Genomic DNA, 19254 nt, shown 5'->3' on the forward strand with positions numbered 1-19254 from the left:
GCTCAGGCGGCGGCTCAGGCGGCGGCTCGCTCGCATTCGCTCGCGCGCCACCATGCGCTGGGTGATCGAAGCTGATGTTTCACGTGAAGCAGCGGCGGTGGAGGGTCCACCCGCTGCCCGTCCGCTGATGATGCTGCGCCGTCGTGCGATCGCGGCCGCTCGAATCGATCAGTCATGTGCGGCGGCAATGGGGGAGGGGAGTAGGTCACGCGCTCCGAGGTCTGTCTCCGCTATTCACGGCCATGGATCTCACGGAGCCCGCAGGCCGACGATTTGTCACGGGAACCCGCAGCCGCTCCTCGTCTGCCGCCAACGCCGCGTACGCCCCGGACTGAGTCGGGCGTTGCCGCCAACTCCTCGAGGATGGGCATTTGCGTCCGCGGCCCGCCCTCGGCCGAGGATCACAGCAGACCTCCGACCGTGTCCGTCGTCGGCGTCATCCAATCCTTGTCTTGACGGGCACTCACGGCGAGACGCCGTCCAGACTTCACCGGACAGGTCGGCGTGATCCGCTCTGCCGTGGGCGGCTCGGCGGCTGGTTTCATGTGAAACATCGGACATGGCTCGCGCACGAGTCCACGGAATGCGCTTCCCACAACACCACTCGCACCGGGCTGCTCAATGGTTTGTCTCCGCTGCCGTTGTACGCCGCTGCTTTCCGTTGCCGCCTGTGTTCATACGCCGCCGTCCGCTACAGGCCGCCGCCCAGACCTCATTGGACATGCGCGATTCGCTCTGCGGTCTGCGACACGGTGCCCTGTTTCATGTGAAACATCGAACATGGCTCCCGCAGGAGTTCTCGGAACGTACCGCCAGCAGAACCACTAGCGCCGGGCTCCAACCCACGACTACTCGATAGTTCGGCGCGGCTGCCGTCGCTGCCACTGTCGCCGCTTGTCGCTAAGGCCGCCATCGGCAGGAGACTGCCGTCCGCCGCTTGGCCGGCGGGCGCCTGCCGTCCATCGTCTATCGCACACCCGGCCATCGGTCGCCTGCCATCCTTCGCCTGGTCTGCGGGCACCTACCGTCGTCGCTCGCCTGTCGCTCACCCAGCCGTCCACCCCCACCACTGTCGCCCCGCTCGGCAAAGAGGCCGCCGCCCGCCGGAGACTGCTGGCGCGGTCGCTCGGGCCGGTGTGGCCGTCGCGCGGGCCCGCGTACGTCGCGCCGCCCCGTCCTCCGCGACCGCCGCCCCGGCGCAAGCGAGGCGGGGTGCTGCGCAAGGTGATCGGGGCGTTGGTCGCCGCCATCGTCCATCGCCCGCGCCACAGGGGCAACTGCCGTCGCCCATCGCCGTCGGTCGCCCGCTGCCCGTCGCTCGCGCGGCCGTCGACCCCGCCTGCCGCGCAACCGTCGCCCCGTCCGGCGAGAGGCCGCCGCCCACCGGAGACTGCCAGTCGCCAGTCGCCAGTCGTCCATCGCCCGCCCGGCCGTCGGTGGCAGGCCGAGCGTCGGACCGTCTCCTCGAGGTCGCTGGAGCCCGCCCGCGCGGCGGTCGCCAAGGCCGGTGACGTCAATCTGGCCGCGACGGTGCTCATCGCCTCCACGCCCAGCGCGGAATTCCCGTTGCGACTCGCGGACGCGCTCGGCATCGCGCGTGATTCGGTGCGCACCCCCGACCTGTCCGACGGGGACCCACACACCGCCGCGCTGCCACACCGACAACTTGCTTTCGCATGACCGACCGACAGCAGACCGCTCGCGTCGGTACCTCTCTCGACCCACCCGCCTGCCCGGCTCCCACGCGGCCACAGCGCCCACGGCACAGCCACCCGTATCGGCGCACGGCACACCTCGGCGGGACGGACCCCACCGCGCCGCCACGTGACCAGCGCGGCCGCCACGGCGCACCGAACTCGTACGTGTGCATGCCCATCCACATCGAGACGCACCACCGTTCGCTCCACCACACAGCGACCGCCACACGCCACCTGGGCAACCGACTGGACGCCACGCGTCCAACCGTCCAACCGCCCAGACGCCGCGCGCGCAACTGACAGGGCCAGACTCGATCACTCGTCGCACCAAGTCGAAACGATGCGGATTCGGCCAGCGTGCCCACTTCGCTGGGTACCAGATGTCACGCACTCGACCACCAGAGACGCAATGGCGAAAGTTTTAGACGCCGCATGGCAATGTTCCACCCAGCAGACAGCTGGGCGTCCGTACATCCCCATAGCGGGAAGTAGTCCACACATCACCGCGACCGCGACTGCACCAGCTAGCCGACAGCCCCACGAGGAACGCTCAGCGTGCCTACGCGGACTCGATGACCGCCGGGTCGCAGCGGTCGGCTTCGCGACCGGCCTCACGCATACCAGGGTGCCCGCCGATCTGATCGCCGCCGGAACCGTTCGCGCGAAATCGCTTGGCGCTCGGCAACATCTATACCCACGATGGCTGCCCTTCGATTGTGCGCGCGAAAGCCGCACAGCCCCACGCGGTAACCATGTAAACGGGCGTGAGGCACTCGCCACTCGACGAATGCCCACCATCGCGCCGCGCACTTCCCAGATTCCTTACCAGGAGACCAGACCGACCGTGCGTCTCATCGAATCAATCCAGCGACTGCGAGAAGCGAACGAGTCGACGACCGGAAGCGGACGGGCCGTACGGCCCAATCAGTTCGAAGCCAACGACGGTCAGCGATCAAGACGGGCGGTCAGCTCGCCCCGTCGGCCCCGACGGACCTGGCACACACGGACGAGAAGGAACCACCTACTTCGACCGACGCCGCTCCACACCCCGGCGCAGCACCCCGCCCTCGGCTCGACCGCCCGCGCGGCGGGCCCCCTCCTTCTCCGTACGCCGCCGGGGCGCGCGTTCCGCCCGCGGCAGGCGTTCCGCGCTGATCACCAACGTCGGCGTTTCCAGCACGCCGACTCCGCATTCGAGGACCTCGAACTTCCCCGCGCCTGCGCGGGTGAGCGACTCACCGTCGCGCTCCAGTTCTTCGGCCGCGCTGACGCCCTTCAGGGCGAGCATGCGGCCGTGGTCGCGGAGGAGGGGGAGGGACCACTGGGCGAGTTTGGCGAGGGGCGCTACGGCGCGGGAGGTGACGATGTCGGCGCCGCCCGCTTCTTTCATCACGCCGGATTGTTCGGCGCGGCCGCGGACGACGGTGATGTCCAGTCCGGCCGCTTCGATGAACTCGCTCAGGAAAACGGTGCGGCGCAGCAACGGCTCGACCAAGGTGATGCGGAGGTCCGGGCGGACGATGGCCAAGGGGATCCCGGGGAGACCCGCGCCACTACCGATGTCGACGACGGTCGCCCCCTCGGGCATGAGTTCGGCGACGACCGCGCAATTGAGGATGTGCCGATCCCAGAGCCGTGGCACCTCGCGAGGGCCGATGAGACCACGCTCGACACCGGCGGTCGCGAGGGCGGCGCAGTACCGGCGGGCGATGTCGAGCCGATCACCGAAGACCGTGGCGGCCGCCGCGGGCGGCTCCAGCTCGGTCGGCAGCGCGGCGCTTCCACCGATTTGTCGTTCCACGTGAAACATCCTTCCGAGCTCGAGGTCGACCACATTGCACGATAGGGGCGGGGTTGCGCGAGCGACCGAGAGGCCGCGACGCCCCGGCATGGAGAAGGCCCCCGGTCCGAAGACCAGAGGCCAATCCAATCATCAATCGTCAGCGTGACGAAACGCGCCGTCCACCGGATAGGCCCGGCGATCAGCCCGGAACGACCACCACGAAGCGGTTGGGCTCCACGCCCTCGCTCTCGCTGCTGACTCCATCGATCGCCGCGACGGCGTCGTGCACGATCTTGCGCTCGAACGGCGTCATCGGCGTGAGCGATTCCGGCTCACCGGATTCCAGCACCCGCTTGGCGGCGGCGGTGCCGAGCGCGCTGAGCTCGGAGCGGCGCTTGGCGCGCCAGCCCGCGACGTCCAGCATCAGGCGGCTGCGCACGCCGGTGGCCTGCTGCACCGCGAGGCGGGTCAGCTCCTGGAGCGCGTCGAGGACCTCACCGTTGCGGCCGACCAACTTCGACAGGTCGCGTCCGCCATCGATGCTCACGACGGCCCGGTCGCCTTCGACGTCCAGGTCGATGTCACCGTCGAAGTCGAGCACGTCGAGCAGCTGTTCCAAATAGTCGCCCGCGATCTCGCCCTCTTCGATCAGGGCTTCCTCGGCATCGCTCGCCACGTCGCCGGCATCCGCTCCGGCGTTCACCATCGTCGTTGCCACGGTGGCGTCCCCTCCGTCGGTTTCAACAGTCATTTGGATTCCTTCATCTGTCCATCGCGCGCGCCGGGCGCTCGGCGCCGGGCAGTAGCGCGATCAAGGGTTGCTCGGCGGTCAGCGGCGACGCTTCTGGTTCGGCCGGCCCCGGGTGCCGGAGCGCTTCTGCCCACCGGGCCTGCGCTGTCCGGGGGCCTTGCCTGCCGCGGACTTCGGGGTGCCGTTCGACGACGGTTCCGCATCGGACGGCTCTGCGTCGGCGGCGGTCGCGGCCGCCGCCGGCTTCTTCTTCGTGCTCACCGGCTTGGCGCCGGGCTTCGGCGCGTTCTGCGCGCGCTGCTCGAGCTTGGCCTGCTTCTTGGCCTCTTCTTCTTTGGCCATCCGGCCGAAGACGAGGTGCTGCTGGCCGTAGGTCCAGATGTTGTTGGAGACCCAGTAGATCAGGATGGCGATCGGCAGGAACGGACCACCGACGAGAACGCCGAGCGGGAAGACCCAGAGCGCCAGCTTGTTCATCATCGCCGCCTGCGGGTTGGCGGCGGCCTCCGGGGTCTGCCGCGCGACCGAGGCGCGGGCGTTGAAGTGGGTCGCCAGACCGGCGATCACCATCAGCGGGATGGCGACCAGGGCGATGCTCACCCGGCTCGGAACGCCGCCGTAGTCGGCGAAGGCGAGGAGTTCGTTGGCCGGGGTGGTGATGAACGCCGAGATCGGCGCGCCGAAGATGCGGGCGCTCAGGAAGGACTGGACGTCGGCCGCGTTGAAGACGTAGTTCGCGGTGTTCGCGTTCTCCTCGGGCGTCATGCCCAGCTGACCGAACCCGTGCCCGGTGCGGTTGAACGAACGCAGGACGTGGAACAGACCGAGGAAGACCGGCACCTGCGCCAGGATCGGCAGACAGCCCATCAGCGGGTTGAAGCCGTGCTCCTTCTGGAGCTTCTGCATCTCCACCGCCATCTTCTGGCGGTCGTTCTTGTATTTCTTCTGCAGCTCCTTGATCTGGGGCTGCAATTCCTGCATCTGTTTGGTGGTTCGCACCTGCTTCACGAACGGCTTGTAGAGCACGATGCGCAGCGTGAAGACCAGGAACACCACCCCAAGCGCCCAGGCCAGGCCGCTGTCCTTGCCCAGGCCAGGGATCGCCGCGAAAGCACGGTGCCAGAACCACAAGATCCAGGACACCGGGTAGTAGATGAAGTCGAGCACGGCTCTATGCACTCCCGTCGTTCGTGTCGCCGATCGCCGCGCGCGGCGATCCTTTACAAGCGTGTGGCGCCGACGTCGGGGCGTCGGCCGCAGCCTCGTTCCGTGTGCGCTGCTTGCGCTCGGGAACGGGATCCCACCCACCAGGGTGCCAGGGCGCGCATTTGGCCAATCGCACGACCGTCAATACGAGGCCGACGAACAGCCCTCTGGTACGCAACGCGGTGACCGCGTACTCGCTACACGTCGGGGTGAAGCGGCACACCGGCATCCGTGTGGGGGAGACATAAGTCCGGTAGAGCTCGATCAGGAAGATCAGCGTACGAGCGGGCAGCCGGGCCAGGGTGGCGGCGAACTTCACGACGAAACGTCCGCGTCCGCGGGCACGGCGGCGACGGGTCGAGCCCGTCCGTCGGTCCGGCCGGGGGCCTGTGCGACACCGAGTTTGCGCAATCCGCTGCGCAACTGCCGCAGCAGTTCGTCGGATTCCGCGTTCGCGGCGCCGGGCAGTGCCCGGATCACGATGTCGGCGTCCGCAGGCAGTTCGCTGATCACCTTGGCGCACATATGACGCAGGCGGCGGGCCACCCGGTGCCGAACCACCGCGGAGCCCACCGCCTTGCTGACAATCAATCCGAACCTCGGCCCGCCGACACGAACGATCGCTCCGGTTGCTACCGGAGAACCGTGTCGTTCATCAGCGCCCACAACTCCGTCATACCCGTGCACGAGCGCGTGTACGACCAGATCTCGCCTCCCGATTCGCTGGCCGCGGCGCACCGTCCGGGAGAAGTCGGCACGATGATGCAACCGATACGGCTCAGGCAACACCCGAGCGTCCGAGAGCGAGGATCAGGCAGTGAGTTCGGCGCGGCCCTTGCGGCGACGCGCCGAAACGATGGCGCGACCCGCACGGGTGCGCATCCGGAGGCGGAAGCCGTGAACCCGCGCCCGACGACGGTTGTTCGGCTGGAACGTCCGCTTGCCCTTGGCCACGGTCAACACTCCTCGAGTTGGTGGGCGCCCTTCGGCGCCCGAAGCTTGTCGGTGATACGTATGTGCGCGATGAATCGCGATGTCATCATCGGCGCGCGTCGGTCCTGGCGCACACGGTCGTTCAACGACCAAACACGGTCAGCACAGGACCGCCACCGCACCAAGGGGTGACTGTACGAGGGTACTGATCCGCTGGAGACGGGTCAAACTCGGCCCCCGAGGCCGAATCGAGGGCTCCGGTGCGCGACGCGCCCGGGCGTCTTCGTGACTTCGTCCACACCCCTAGGCGTCCCGAAGGGCGCCATGAGCGACGTGTTGCCAGGCGGTTGCTACAGAACCCCAGGTCGGGGCGCGATCTCCGCGAACTCCGAGCCCGTTCGACATTTCCCCAGGGTTTTCCACATCTGTGGATAATTGTGTGGAAAGACCCCTGGAGTGGCATATTCGTAGGCCGACGGCGCCAGCGCCGCTGCCTTGGTACGGGGGAATCCGAGCAGCGTCCACACGGCTACGGACGTACGCGGGATCACAGGATAGCCCATTCTCGAACCTGCTCGCGTACCCCGGCCGTCTGCTCCTATCGACCTACATCCGGGGAGGAAACTGCATGGACGACGAGCAGAACGTGTTGGCCACCGTGTGGCCCGAGGTGATTGCCGAGCTCACCACCGGTTCCGACGACGGCTCCATCGCGGCGGTGACCCGAGCACAGCAGGCCTGGCTCAAACTCGTCAAGCCGATCACCGTGGCCCAGGGCTTCGCCCTGCTCTCGGTGCCCTCGTCGCTGGCCCAGGAGGCCATCGAACGCGACCTGCGCGAACCCATCCTCCGCTCGCTCGCCCGCCGCCTCGGTCCCCAGGTCGAGGGCCTCGGCGTGCGCATCGCGGCGCCCGCCACATCGAGCGCCGATCGTTCCGCCGCCAATCCCCGGCACGCCAGGATGACCAGCCGCCCCGAGCGAAGCAGGGAGACGGCCCACCGAAACCGGGAAGCGCAGCGCCCGAGGGAGACGCAGCGCGGCCCCATCGGTTTCCCGGCCGATCCGCCGAGCCGCACCGACTACCCCGCCCCGAGGTACGCCCAGCAGTCGGACTACGCGCCCGCGCCGGAGTACTCGTCCGACTATCCCCAGGCTCCGGACTACGCGCCCGCCGCCGAGTACGCACCCGAGTACAGCACAGCTTCCGAATACAACCCCGCGGCCGAATACACCCCGGCGCCCGAGTACCCGCCGAGCACGGACTACCCGGCCGACGACTATCCGACCTCGGCCTACCGCTCGCCGATCGCGGGCGACTACCCGGGCCCGGCCGAGCCCGGCGCGCAGGTCCCCGAGGTGTCGACCGGGCCGCGGCAGGGGATGGGTTCGCGGCGGGATTCGACTCCGCCGGGACAGGAGTCCCTGTTCACGCCCGAGCCGGGTCCCGCACCGATGCGCGGGCCCGCCCGGATGCCGTTGCGCGAGGCCGCGCCCGCCGCGCACGAATCGGTCCGCGAACCCGGCGAAGGGCTGCGCACCGAGCAGCCCGACGACGAACCGGTCGTCAACGTGCGCAACAACTGGCCGACGTACTTCGCCAAGAGCCAGGAGAGCCCCGCGCCTGCGAACTCGTCGGCCAGCCTGAACGCGAAGTACACCTTCGAGACCTTCGTCATCGGCGCCTCGAACCGCTTCGCGCACGCCGCGGCGGTGGCCATCGCCGAGGCGCCCGCCCGGGCCTACAACCCGCTGTTCGTCTGGGGCGCTTCCGGCCTCGGCAAGACGCACCTGCTGCATGCGGCGGGTCATTACGCCCAGCGGCTGTTTCCCGGCATGCGGGTGAAGTACGTGTCGACCGAAGAGTTCACCAACGACTTCATCAACAGCCTGCGCGACGACCGCAAGGTGGCGTTCAAGCGCCGCTACCGCGAGACCGACATCCTGCTGGTCGACGACATCCAGTTCATCGAGGGCAAGGAAGGCATCCAGGAGGAGTTCTTCCACACCTTCAACACGCTGCACAACGCCAACAAGCAGATCGTGGTCTCCTCCGACCGTCCGCCCAAGCAGCTGGCCACCCTCGAGGAGCGGCTGCGGACCCGGTTCGAGTGGGGCCTGATCACCGACGTGCAACCGCCGGAACTGGAGACCCGCATCGCCATTCTGCGCAAGAAGGCGCGGATGGATCGGCTCGACGTGCCGCACGACGTGCTGGAACTGATCGCCAGCCGGGTGGAACGCAACATCCGCGAGCTCGAAGGCGCGCTGATCCGGGTCACCGCGTTCGCCTCGCTCAACGGTCAGCCACTGGATCTGCCCCTGGCCGAAGTGGTGCTGCGGGATCTGATGCCCGACACCGCCGCGCTGGAGATCAACGCGGCGACGATCATGGCCGTGACCGCGGAGTACTTCAACACCACGCTGGAGGAGCTGACCGGCCCCGGCAAGGCGAGGCCGCTGGCGCAGGCCAGACAGATCGCCATGTACCTGTGCCGCGAGCTCACCGACCTATCGCTCCCCAAGATCGGCCAGGCGTTCGGCCGCGACCACACCACGGTCATGTACGCGGAGAAGAAAGTTCGCAAGGAGATGACCGAACGGCGCCGCGTCTACGACCAGGTCCAGGAACTCACAGCCCGAATCAAACAGCGCTCGCGCTGAGCGTTCTCCACAACCCTGCACCGCCTCTGACCAGGGGCGGTGCTTTTTTGTGCGTTGTGGATTCCTCGAGGAATCCTTGTGGAGTCCTCGAGGAATCCACCGGTTTGTCCACCGGTTGGTGCACAGGACTGGGGATGGGTCCGTCGGCCTTCACTCACAGCCGGATATCAACATCATCCCCATCGATATCTGCCCACAGGCTCTGACCAGCCTCGTCTCGGTCGAGGGCTTGTGGAATCCTCGAGGAGTCCGTGTGGAGTCCTCGAGGATTCCTCGAGCTGTCCACCGAATGGTGCACACGTGTGAACAACAGGGTGAATCCGGTGGAACAACTCGAGGACGGCTCGAGGATGAACGGGGGACAGTTTTCGAACCTCCACAGACGCCTCGAATTCATCCTCGAGTCACCCGACGGCCATCCCCACGGCACCACACCCCCGGACCAGCGCAAACGGGCTCAGTCCACAGATTCCACAGTGCCTACTACTACTTCAGTTCTTCTTCTTATAGATCTCTCTTCAAAACAGGGTGTGTGGAAAGTCGGTCGAGCAACGTCCGGTCGGGAGCCACTCGTCTGCACAGGCAAGGAGAAGAGGGGACAGGTCCGTCGCACACAGAGACATCCGCTCCGGACACGCGAGCGCGAATCGAGGGTCGGACTAGGTAGCCGCGCCACACGCGGGTACGGTTTTAAGTCGGTCGCCTGTGCCAGACTGCTGGTGCGGCCGATCCAGCACCCCCTGACGAGAACCACACGCTGTCGAGCCAGCACGCTGTCCGAGCCAACAGTGTTCGGACGGACGCAATACACGGATCACGGAACCGGGAGAGGACAGATCGGGCGATGGAGCTTGCGAGCATGAAGTTTCGGGTCGCTCGAGAGGATTTCGCCGAGTCCGTCGCCTGGGTCGCGCGCAGCCTGCCGTCCCGGCCTCCGGTGCCGGTGCTGGGTGGCGTGCTGCTGGTCGCGAGCGAGGACGGACTGACCGTCTCGGGATTCGACTACGAGGTCTCCGCGCAGATGCGCGTCGCGGCCGAGGTCGCCGGTCCCGGCGAGGTCCTGGTTTCCGGCCGCCTGCTCGCCGACATCACCAAGGCGCTGTCCAACAAGCCGGTGGACGTCTCGGTCGACGGCACCCGCGTGCTGATCTCCTGTGGCAGCGCCAAGTTCTCGCTGCCCACCATGCCCGTCGAGGACTATCCCCAGCTCCCCGAAGTGCCGCAGCAGACCGGTGAACTGAGTGTGGACGTCTTCTCCGAGGCCGTCGGCCAGGTCGCCGTCGCGGCGGGCCGTGACGACACCCTGCCGATGCTCACCGGTATCCGCGTCGAGATCGAGGGTCCCCAGGTCGTTCTCGCGGCCACCGACCGCTTCCGGCTCGCCGTGCGCCACATCGAATGGCAGCCCGCCCGCACCGATATCGAGACCTCGGTGCTCATCCCGGCGCGCACGCTGTCCGAGGCCGCCAAGACGCTCGGCCCCTCCGACGCCCCCGTGCAGCTCTCGCTGGGCACCGGCGCGGGCTCGGACGGTCTGCTCGGTATCGTCAACGCGGGCCGCCGCACCACCACCCGGCTGCTCGACGCGGAATTCCCCAAGTTCCGTCAGTTGCTCCCCAAGGAGCACACGTCCATCGCCACCTTGGAAGTGGCGGCGCTGACCGAGGCCATCAAGCGCGTCGCCCTGGTCGCCGAGCGCGGTGCACAGGTGCGTCTGGAGTTCTCCAGCGAGGGCCTGTTGCTCTCGGCAGGCGGCGACGACGCGGGTCGCGCCGAGGAATGGCTGCCCGCCGATTTCCGCGGCGAAGCGCTGACCATCGCCTTCAACCCGGGCTACCTGGTGGACGGCCTGTCCGCGCTGCATTCCGACCGGGTCACCTTCGGGTTCACCACCCCCAGCCGTCCCGCGGTGCTGCTTCCGGCGAGCGAGGAGGAGCCCGCGGTGCTCGACTCCGGGTCCTTCGCCGCGCTGGCCAGCTCCTACATCTACCTGCTGATGCCGGTCCGGCTCCCGGGCTGAGCATCTGTGCGTGATCCGGTGCCGTCGCCCGTGGTGACCGGGGCGGTGTAGCGAATGTTCATCCGAGCGCTGTCGCTGCGCGACTTCCGCTCCTGGGAGCACGCGGAACTCGAATTATCCCCAGGCCGAACGGTTTTCTTGGGATCGAACGGCAACGGCAAGACCAACCTGCTCGAGGCGATCGGCTATCTGGCCACCCTGGGCTCGCACCGGGTGGCCGCCGACGCGCCACTGATCCGGATGGGCGCGCAGCGAGCGCGGATCGGCGCCACGGTGGTCAACACCGGTCGTGAGCTGCGCGTTGACGTGGAGCTCAACCAGGGCGCGGCCAATCGCGCGCAGATCAACCGATCGCCGGTGCGCAGACCGAGGGAGATACTCGGCATTCTGCAGACCGTGCTGTTCGCGCCGGAGGATCTGGCGCTGGTGCGCGGCGACCCGGGGGAGCGCCGCAGATTCCTCGACGAGTTGTGCACAGCCCGGCTTCCCAGGTTGGCCGGCGTTCGCGCGGACTACGACCGCGTGCTGCGCCAGCGCTCCGCCCTGTTGAAAACCGCTGGGCGGCAAGCGAGATCGCGGGCCGACCTGAGCACCCTCGACGTGTGGGACGGGCACCTGGCCGAGCACGCCTCGGTGCTGCTGGCCGAGCGGTTACGGCTGGTGCACGACCTGTATCCCCATCTCGCCCATGCCTATCGGTCGATCGCGCCCGAATCCCGGCCCGCCGCAATCGGTTACCGCAGCGCCTATCTGCCGCCGGAGTTCCTCGATCCCGCACGGGAGCCGCAGGCAGGCGACACGGCGGCGCTGGAGGAGATCGTGCTGCGGGAGCTCGCCGCGGCGCGGTCCAAGGAATTGGAGCGCGGTGTCTGCCTGGTGGGCCCGCACCGCGACGATCTCGAGTTGGTTCTCGGCGACGCCCCTGCCAAGGGCTTCGCCAGCCACGGCGAGTCCTGGTCCTTCGCTCTCGCCCTTCGCCTCGGCGCGTTCGACCTGCTCCGCTCGACCGGAGCCGAACCGGTGCTGCTGCTCGACGACGTCTTCGCGGAACTCGACCGGCGGCGGCGCACCGCGCTCGCCGAGGTCGCGGCGGGCGCCGAACAGGTACTGATCACCGCCGCAGTGCCCGAGGACGTGCCAGAAGAACTGGCCGCGGTTCCGCTCCGGGTGGAAACCACCGGGGAATCGACGCACCGCACCTCACGCATCGTCGAGCCCGCACCGGGATTCGCCTGAAGCTGTCCACAGGGAAGTCCGCGGGTTGTGCACAGAGGGGGAACACCGACGCGGGGCGAGCGGCGACGCGTGCGACGGTTCGTCGGCGGGCTCCCGTACAGTTGCCCTGCACCGGGGTCGGGACGGGACTGTCGATTCATCCCCAGCGCCTGTGGAGAACCTCGCCGAAAGGTGTTCTCCCACAGTGGTGCGGAATCGTTCGGCGATCGCGGCCGCACTGCGCCGCACCTCCGGAAAACGCCACGAACAGGCGTTCGACCCCGCGACGGTCGGTGCGCTGACCGGGCGTTTCGGCGTCGAACCCGACCGGCCTGCGGTTGGGGACAACAGAGCAAGATCTGGGGACAAACCAGGCGGTCGAACGGAGCGGGACGATGACTGATCAGCCCGAACAGGGCGCTCAGCAGCCCGGCGGTGAGCCGCAGTTGCGCGGCATCGACCTGGCCAGGCGCGCGCTCGAAGAGGCGCGGGCCGCGGCCAAGGCCAGCGGGAAGTCGGTCGGGCAGGGCAGGGCCTCGCCGGTGCGGAAGCTGCGTACCGGCGCGCGCAGGCGCACGGGCTGGTCCGGCGCGCGCCCCGACGACCGCGATCCCCAGCTGTTGTCTCATCTCGCCACCCGCATCGCCAAGGGCCGCGGCTGGGACGGCAAGGTCGCCGAGGGCACGGTTTTGGGCCGCTGGGCGGGTGTCGTTGGCGAGGACATCGCCTCGCATGCCACCCCGATCGCGCTCAAGGACGGTGTGTTGAGCATCGCCGCCGAGTCCACCGCGTGGGCGACCCAGCTGCGCATGCTCCAGAGCCAGATCCTGGCGAAGATCAACGCCGCCGTCGGCCACGGTGTGGTGACCCAGCTGAAGATCTCCGGCCCCGCCGCGCCCAGCTGGCGCAAGGGCGAGCGGCACATCAAAGGTCGCGGTCCGCGCGACACGTACGGCTGATCGCCCGCCAGGGCTCGGCCGTCGAGTGCCGAATCCGCTCTGGCAATTATCCGATACCCGGTGTTACGTTTATCCGCATATCCACAGGTATCTCCACAGTCCCCGCCTCGGGACCTGCGGCCTTCACGTGGAACGCCCGATGCTGCGCCCATGCCCTGCATCGGATCGACAACGCGCACAGGAGACGGATCGATGACGATCAGCACCGCGGGCCCGTTCCCCGCCACGGCCAACACGACCGTTCGCCGCGGCGACGTCGAACTCGCGGTGTTCGAATGCGGCGATCCCGAGGGAACGCCGATCCTGCTCGTGCACGGCTGGCCGGATACTCACATCCTGTGGAATCGCGTTGCCGCCGAGCTGGCCGACCGCTACCGGGTCATCGCGTTCGACAATCGCGGCGCGGGCGACAGCACGGTGCCCACCGAGGTCCAGGCTTATCGGATCGAGGAACTGGCCGCCGACGTGCGCGCCGTCGTAGACGCGGTGGCGCCCGGGCAGCGTGTGCACGTGCTCGGGCACGACTGGGGTTCGGTGATCGGCTGGGAACTCGTCAGCGACCCCGCGGCGGGCGACCGGATCGCGTCGTTCAGCTCGGTCTCCGGTCCCAACCTCGACTTTCTCGGCGCGTACCTGCGCGGCCCGTTCTCGGCGGCCCGGCTGCGTGGATCGCTCGCGCAGGGCATCGCCTCGGCCTACACCGTCGCCTTCCAGATCCCGGGCTTGCCCGATCCGGCGCTGCGCGCACTGTCCGGTCGCTGGCCGCGCTTCCTCGCTTTCTTCGACGGCCTCGACCCCGCACTGGTACAGACCGCGCCGACGTTGCGCGCCGACATGATCAACAACCTCAAGCTCTACCGTGCGAATATCCATGCGCACCTGCGCAATCCGCGCCCGCGCCCGGTGCCGGTCCCGGTGCAGCTGATCGTCTCCACCGGCGACAGGGCGGTGCGCCCGGTGGTGCACGCCGAGGCCGACCGGTGGGTGGCGGACCTGACCCGCACCGAGATCGAGGCCAGGCACTGGTCGCCGATCTCGCATCCCGATGCCCTCGCCGCGCGCACCGCCGAGTTCGTCGATCGGGTCGCGGTCTCCCGATGATCGCGGCGAGCGCTCGGCTCGGCGTGCTGAGCACATCTGAGAGTCCCTGAAACGGTCGCGAGGAAGACCCGACTCGTCGTCGGTCGATTTCTCGCAGCCATGAAGCCGTCAGGGGTGTCGTAGGTGCATTGTGGCGCGGGTCTACCAGTAGGATGGTGGCGTAACTAGCGGCGAACCTTCGGCGCGTTCCGCGCAGCCCCCGCGTGGGCCCGTGAATCTCGACCTGTCAAGACCCGGGCCCCGCTTGCGCTGTGGCGATCGCTGCGTCGGGGTCAGCAAGTAAGGAGAGCTACCGACCAGTGGCTGCCAAGGACTCCAACGATTCGACCAAGGCGACATCGGGCAAGCAGGATTACGGTGCCTCCTCCATCACCGTCCTCGAGGGACTCGAGGCGGTGCGCAAACGCCCCGGCATGTACATCGGCTCTACCGGTGAGCGCGGCCTGCACCACCTGATCTGGGAAGTGGTCGACAACTCCGTCGACGAGGCGATGGCGGGCTACGCGACCAAGGTCGAGGTGAGCCTGCTCGCCGACGGCGGCGTCGAGGTGGTCGACGACGGCCGCGGCATCCCGACCGGCATGCACGCGCAGGGCATCCCCACCATCGAGGTGGTCATGACCCAGCTGCACGCGGGCGGCAAGTTCGACTCCGACGCCTACGCGGTGTCGGGTGGTCTGCACGGCGTCGGCATCTCGGTGGTGAACGCGCTGTCCAGTCGGCTCGAGGCCGAGGTCGACCACGACGGTTACCACTGGACCCAGGAGTACAAGGACTCCAAGCCCGGCAAACTGATGCAGGGCGAGGCGACCAAGCGCACCGGAACCACCATCCGGTTCTGGCCGGATCCGGAGATCTTCGAGACCACGACCTTCAATTTCGAGACGGTCGCGCGGCGTCTGCAGGAGATGGCGTTCCTGAACAAGGGGCTCACCATCACCCTCACCGACCAGCGGGTCTCCGAGAACGAGATCACCGACGAAGTCGTCAGCGACACCGCCGAGGCGCCCAAGCACCTCGACGAGAACGCGCCCGTCGCCGCGGAGCCGAAGGTCAAGGTCCGCACCTACCACTACCCGGGCGGGCTCGAGGACTTCGTCAAGCACCTCAACCGGACCAAGCAGCCGATCCACAACTCGGTGGTCGCCTTCACCGGCAAGGGCACCGGCCACGAGCTCGAGGTCGCCATGCAGTGGAACTCGGGTTACTCCGAGTCCGTGCACACCTTCGCCAACACCATCAACACCCACGAGGGCGGCACCCACGAGGAGGGCTTCCGCGCCGCGCTCACCACGGTGGTGAACAAGTACGCGAAGGACAAGAAGCTGCTCAAGGAGAAGGACGGCAACCTCACCGGCGACGACATCCGCGAGGGCCTCGCCGCGATCGTGAGCGTGAAGATCTCCGACCCGCAGTTCGAGGGCCAGACCAAGACCAAGCTCGGCAACACCGAGGTCAAGTCGTTCGTGCAGCGCACCTGCAACGAGCACCTCGCGCACTGGTTCGAGGCCAACCCGGCCGACGCGAAGACCATCGTGCAGAAGGCGGTCTCCTCGGCGCAGGCGCGCGTCGCGGCCCGCAAGGCGCGCGAGCTGGTCCGCCGCAAGTCCGCCACCGATCTGGGCGGTCTGCCCGGCAAGCTGGCCGACTGCCGCTCGAAGGACCCGAGCAAGTCCGAGATCTACATCGTCGAGGGCGACTCCGCCGGTGGCTCGGCCAAGTCCGGCCGCGACTCGATGTACCAGGCGATCCTCCCGCTGCGCGGCAAGATCATCAACGTCGAGAAGGCGCGCATCGACCGGGTCCTCAAGAACAACGAGGTCCAGTCGATCATCACCGCCTTCGGCACCGGCATCCACGACGAGTTCGACATCGCCAAGCTGCGCTATCACAAGATCGTGCTGATGGCCGACGCCGACGTGGACGGCCAGCACATCTCGACCCTGCTGCTGACCCTGCTGTTCCGCTTCATGCGGCCGCTGGTCGAGCACGGACACGTCTACCTGGCCCAGCCGCCGCTCTACAAGCTCAAGTGGCAGCGCAGTGATCCGGAGTTCGCCTACTCCGACCGGGAGCGCGACGGTCTGCTCGAGGCGGGCCTCGCGGCGGGCAAGAAGATCAACAAGGACGACGGCGTCCAGCGCTACAAGGGTCTCGGCGAGATGAACGCCAAGGAGCTGTGGGAGACCACGATGGACCCCGCGGTGCGGGTGCTTCGTCAAGTGACGCTCGATGACGCGGCCGCGGCCGACGAGCTGTTCTCCGTCCTGATGGGCGAGGACGTCGAGGCGCGTCGCAGCTTCATCACCCGCAATGCCAAGGACGTTCGCTTCCTCGACGTGTAGCCGGCGTGAGAACCCGCTGCCATTCAGCCTTTTCACGCCCCGCTAAGGAGACCGCATGACTGAGACAACGCTGCCCCCGAACGGTGGTGCAGGCGACCGGATCGAGCCGGTCGACATCCAGAACGAAATGCAGAGCAGCTACATCGATTACGCGATGAGCGTGATCGTGGGCCGCGCGCTGCCCGATGTGCGCGACGGCCTCAAGCCGGTGCACCGCCGCGTGCTCTACGCGATGTACGACAACGGCTACCGTCCCGACCGCGGCTACGTGAAGTCCGCGCGTCCGGTCGCCGAGACCATGGGTAACTACCACCCGCACGGTGACGCCTCGATCTACGACACCCTGGTCCGCATGGCCCAGCCGTGGTCGTTGCGCTACCCGCTGGTCGACGGCCAGGGCAACTTCGGCTCGCGCGGCAACGACGGCGCGGCCGCCATGCGGTACACCGAGTGCCGCCTGACGCCGCTCGCGATGGAGCTGCTGCGGGAAATCGACCACGAAACGGTCGATTTCACGCCGAACTACGACGGTCGTTCGCAGGAGCCGGTGGTTCTCCCCAGCCGGGTGCCGAACCTGTTGATGAACGGCTCCAACGGCATCGCGGTCGGCATGGCGACCAACATTCCGCCGCACAACCTCAACGAGCTCGCCGAGGCGATCTACTGGGCGCTGGAGAACCACGACGCGGACGAGGAGAGCACCCTCGCCGCGTGCATGGAGCGGGTCAAGGGTCCGGACTTCCCGACGCACGGCCTGATCGTCGGCAACCAGGGCATCAACGACGCCTACACGACCGGTCGCGGCTCGATCCGCATGCGCGGTGTGGTGGAGATCGAAGAGGACAACCGCGGTCGCACCACGATCGTCATCACCGAGCTGCCGTACCAGGTCAACACCGACAACTTCATCAACTCGATCGCCGAGCAGGTGAAAGACGGCAAGATCGCGGGTATCTCGGATATCCACGACGAGTCCTCCGACCGCGCGGGCATGCGAATCGTGGTGACGGTCAAGCGTGATGCCGTCGCCAAGGTGGTGCTGAACAACCTCTACAAGCACACCCAGCTGCAGACCAGCTTCGGCGCCAACATGCTGTCGATCGTCGACGGTGTGCCGCGCACACTGCGCCTGGACCAGATGATCCGGCTCTACGTCGATCACCAGTTGGAAGTCATCGTCCGGCGTACCCGCTACTTGCTGCGCAAGGCCGAGGAGCGGGCCCACATCCTGCGCGGCCTGGTCAAGGCGCTCGACGCGCTCGACGAGGTCATCGCGCTGATCCGGCGTTCGGCCAACACCGACACCGCGCGCACCGGCCTGATGCAGCTGCTCGAGATCGACGAGATCCAGGCCACCGCCATCCTCGACATGCAGCTGCGGCGCCTCTCCGCGCTGGAGCGGCAGAAGATCGTCGACGATCTGGCCAAGATCGAGAGCGAAATCGCCGACTACAAGGACATTCTCGACAAGCCGGAGCGGCAGCGCGCGATCGTGCGCGACGAGCTGGCCGAGATCGTCGAGAAGTACGGCGACGAGCGGCGCACCCGGATCATCGCGGCCGACGGCGACGTGGCCGACGAAGATCTGATCGCCCGCGAGGACGTGGTCGTCACCATCACCGAGACCGGCTACGCCAAGCGCACCAAGACCGATCTCTACCGCTCGCAGAAGCGCGGCGGCAAGGGCGTGCAGGGCGCGGGTCTCAAGCAGGACGACATCGTCAAGCACTTCTTCGTCACCTCGACGCACGACTGGCTGCTGTTCTTCACGAACAAGGGCCGGGTCTACCGCGCCAAGGCGTACGAGCTGCCCGAGGCCAACCGCACCGCGCGCGGTCAGCACGTGGCCAACCTGCTGGCTTTCCAGCCGGACGAGAAGATCGCCCAGATCATTCAGATCAAATCCTACGAAGACGCCCCGTATCTGGTGCTGGCCACGAAGAATGGCCTCGTGAAGAAATCGAGGCTGTCGGACTTCGATTCCAACCGCAGCGGCGGCATCGTCGCGGTGAACCTGCGCGACGAGGACGAGCTGGTCGGCGCCGTGCTCTGCTCGGCGGACGACGACCTGCTGCTCGTCTCGGCGCAGGGCCAGTCGATCCGCTTCTCGGCCACCGACGAGGCGCTGCGTCCGATGGGCCGCGCCACCTCCGGCGTGCAGGGCATGCGGTTCAACGCCGACGACGAGCTGTTGTCGCTCAACGTCGTTCGGCCCGAAACGTATCTGCTGGTCGCGACCTCGGGCGGCTACGCGAAGCGCACCGCCATCGAGGAGTACACCGCGCAGGGACGTGGCGGTAAAGGTGTATTGACTATCCAGTTCGACGCCCGGCGTGGCACTCTGGTCGGTGCGCTCATCGTCGACGACGAGGATGAGCTCTACGCGATCACGTCCGGCGGTGGAGTCATCCGGACGGCGGCAAAGCAGGTTCGCAAGGCGGGGCGACAGACCAAGGGCGTGCGATTGATGAACCTCGCCGAGGGCGATACGTTGCTTGCTATCGCGCGCAACGCCGACGAACCCGATCAGGTCGACGGTGGCGACGACTCCGGTTCCTCTCAGCAGTAACCCTCCAGCGGCG

Annotated in this window: 13 protein-coding genes; 7 read left to right on the top strand and 6 right to left on the bottom strand. The window is 67.7% G+C overall.

Annotated elements, in window-relative coordinates:
- Positions 1-2718: 2718 nt before the first annotated feature.
- The 6 genes from rsmG to rpmH all read right to left on the bottom strand — a co-directional run bounded on the left by rsmG (position 2719) and on the right by rpmH (position 6391).
- On the bottom strand, positions 2719-3507 hold the full coding sequence (rsmG, locus tag ACRWNM_RS34770; RefSeq protein ID WP_431972415.1) for a 16S rRNA (guanine(527)-N(7))-methyltransferase RsmG: 789 nt from the start codon (positions 3505-3507) through the stop codon (positions 2719-2721).
- A gap of 172 nt (positions 3508-3679) precedes the next feature.
- Positions 3680-4186, bottom strand: a complete 507-nt coding sequence (locus ACRWNM_RS34775) for a protein jag (protein WP_431972454.1) — start codon at positions 4184-4186, stop codon at positions 3680-3682.
- A 123-nt stretch (positions 4187-4309) separates the two neighbouring features.
- Positions 4310-5398: a membrane protein insertase YidC gene (yidC, locus tag ACRWNM_RS34780; RefSeq protein ID WP_431972416.1), complete on the bottom strand. Its 1089-nt coding sequence runs from the start codon at positions 5396-5398 to the stop codon at positions 4310-4312.
- A gap of 4 nt (positions 5399-5402) precedes the next feature.
- A complete protein-coding gene (gene yidD / locus ACRWNM_RS34785; RefSeq protein ID WP_431972417.1) occupies positions 5403-5756 on the bottom strand; it encodes a membrane protein insertion efficiency factor YidD in 354 nt (117 codons plus the stop codon).
- Complete coding sequence (gene rnpA, locus ACRWNM_RS34790) at positions 5753-6226, bottom strand: ribonuclease P protein component (RefSeq protein WP_431972418.1); 474 nt, start codon at positions 6224-6226, stop codon at positions 5753-5755. Before rnpA ends, yidD begins: the two co-directional genes overlap by 4 nt.
- Before the next feature lie 21 nt (positions 6227-6247).
- A complete protein-coding gene (gene rpmH / locus ACRWNM_RS34795; protein ID WP_005516618.1) occupies positions 6248-6391 on the bottom strand; it encodes a 50S ribosomal protein L34 in 144 nt (47 codons plus the stop codon).
- Positions 6392-6998: 607 nt separating this feature from the next.
- On the opposite strand from rpmH, the gene dnaA reads away from it, so the two are divergent.
- The 7 genes from dnaA (at position 6999) to gyrA (ending at position 19241) form a co-directional block, all read left to right on the top strand.
- Positions 6999-9032, top strand: a complete 2034-nt coding sequence (dnaA, locus tag ACRWNM_RS34800; RefSeq protein ID WP_431972419.1) for a chromosomal replication initiator protein DnaA — start codon at positions 6999-7001, stop codon at positions 9030-9032.
- 844 nt (positions 9033-9876) lie between these two features.
- Positions 9877-11052: a DNA polymerase III subunit beta gene (gene dnaN, locus ACRWNM_RS34805; RefSeq protein ID WP_431972420.1), complete on the top strand. Its 1176-nt coding sequence runs from the start codon at positions 9877-9879 to the stop codon at positions 11050-11052.
- A 54-nt stretch (positions 11053-11106) separates the two neighbouring features.
- Entirely contained in the window at positions 11107-12288 is a 1182-nt protein-coding gene (gene recF / locus ACRWNM_RS34810; protein ID WP_431972421.1) for a DNA replication/repair protein RecF, read from the top strand.
- 374 nt (positions 12289-12662) lie between these two features.
- Positions 12663-13226, top strand: a complete 564-nt coding sequence (locus ACRWNM_RS34815) for a DUF721 family protein (RefSeq protein WP_431972422.1) — start codon at positions 12663-12665, stop codon at positions 13224-13226.
- Between the two features lie 192 nt (positions 13227-13418).
- Positions 13419-14327, top strand: coding sequence for an alpha/beta fold hydrolase (locus tag ACRWNM_RS34820; RefSeq protein WP_431972423.1), 909 nt, complete (start codon positions 13419-13421; stop codon positions 14325-14327).
- Positions 14328-14626: 299 nt separating this feature from the next.
- A complete protein-coding gene (gyrB, locus tag ACRWNM_RS34825; protein ID WP_431972424.1) occupies positions 14627-16672 on the top strand; it encodes a DNA topoisomerase (ATP-hydrolyzing) subunit B in 2046 nt (681 codons plus the stop codon).
- A gap of 55 nt (positions 16673-16727) precedes the next feature.
- Positions 16728-19241, top strand: coding sequence for a DNA gyrase subunit A (gyrA, locus tag ACRWNM_RS34830; protein WP_431972425.1), 2514 nt, complete (start codon positions 16728-16730; stop codon positions 19239-19241).
- The last annotated feature ends 13 nt before the right edge of the window (positions 19242-19254 follow it).

Source organism: Nocardia sp. bgisy134, assembly GCF_965341865.1.
GTDB lineage: Bacteria > Actinomycetota > Actinomycetes > Mycobacteriales > Mycobacteriaceae > Nocardia.